The sequence below is a fragment of the Streptomyces sp. DH12 genome, assembly GCF_020873895.1.
In the GTDB taxonomy this organism is placed as follows: Bacteria; Actinomycetota; Actinomycetes; order Streptomycetales; family Streptomycetaceae; genus Streptomyces.
Window position 1 is genome coordinate 1 of record NZ_JAHWGT010001273.1, and the last position, 430, is coordinate 430.

The window sequence follows — 430 nt, forward strand, 5'->3', positions numbered from 1 at the left end:
GAGGTGCATCTGCCGTCGTGGCGGCCGGGGCTCACCTACCGGCAGCTCGCCGAGCAGCTGCCCGCGTACGTGAAGGACCTGGGCTTCACGCACGTGGAGCTGATGCCGGTCGCCGAGCACCCCTTCGGCGGCTCCTGGGGCTACCAGGTCACCGGGTTCTACGCGCCGACCGCCCGCCTGGGCGCCCCGGACGACTTCAAGTACCTGGTCGACGCCCTGCACCGGGCCGGGATCGGCGTGATCATGGACTGGGTGCCCGCGCACTTCCCGCGCGACGACTGGGCGCTGGCCCGCTTCGACGGGGAGCCGCTGTACGAGCCCGGCGACTCGCGACGCGCCGACCACCCCGACTGGGGGACGTTCACCTTCGACTACGCCCGCACCGAGGTGCGCAACTTCCTGGTCGCGAACGCCGTGTACTGGTGCCAGG

General features: G+C 71.9%; 1 protein-coding gene. It reads left to right on the forward strand.

Annotated elements, in window-relative coordinates; all coding sequences use genetic code 11:
* Window positions 1-430 (forward strand): alpha-amylase family glycosyl hydrolase (locus tag LPA54_RS39640; protein ID WP_267488027.1); only part of this gene is annotated, 430 nt, incomplete at both ends.